Annotated in this window: 1 protein-coding gene; it reads right to left on the bottom strand. The window is 26.9% G+C overall.

All coding sequences use genetic code 4. The features are described 5' to 3' along the window. Nucleotides 1–233 precede the first annotated feature (233 nt). Entirely contained in the window at nucleotides 234–473 is a 240-nt protein-coding gene (locus EHU54_RS06080) for a hypothetical protein (RefSeq protein WP_400249507.1), read from the bottom strand. Nucleotides 474–728: the final 255 nt, after the last annotated feature.

Here is a 728-nt window from a genome sequence, read left to right as displayed (position 1 = left end):
TGCTGGCTTTGTGGTTTATTAAAACCGCCGCCACTTCTAAGAAGTAATATCTATCGCAAATTTATTTATAAAGTGACCATCTCAATATTTATTGTCGTTTGATGTTGACCTCGCACTTATCACGACTATCGCTTGTTAAAGCGTCTATTATTTCCGGACTGATTACCGCTGGGCTAGACCGCCTCATGTGGAATAAAAACACTTAGTTATTAAAATAACCGTTCCACCCTGCATTAAGCTGTTTTATTAAATCAAAGTTTTAAAAAACCAGTTTCTCAATCAAAGATAATTTTTGAATTTTCAAGTTTCTGATAAAATTGCTTTTGTGTTTTATCTTTTACTTTATTCAATAAATATTTATGTTTTTCACAAGTTCATAAAACTTTATTTGATACAAATTCTTCGGTAATGAATGATATTGCTTTATAACAATTATCAATATCGCAAATTTGTTTTTGTTTATTAATTTTCATTACTCATTCCTTTCTTTGGTATTATTTTTTTATTTATTAGCAAAATTAATTAATTGAAACAGAGAAAAGACAACACCTTAAATTAGGAGAAAAAACAGGTACACTTTGTAAAGATTTCTAAGATATTTAACAAATGTGTAATACAACTTTTAAAAAGTTAATAAAAGTTGTGATAAAAAGTTTCTATTTTAAGAACTTAAGATGCTGTCCTTTCTCTGAATTAATTAATAATTATGGGTTTACAAATAAAAAAAC

This window comes from Spiroplasma sp. ald, assembly GCF_044714355.1.
Classification (GTDB): Bacteria; Bacillota_I; Bacilli_A; order Mycoplasmatales; family Mycoplasmataceae; genus Spiroplasma; species Spiroplasma phoeniceum.
The sequence above is the reverse complement of the archived record's forward strand: the minus strand, read 5'-3'. Positions and strand labels throughout refer to the sequence as shown.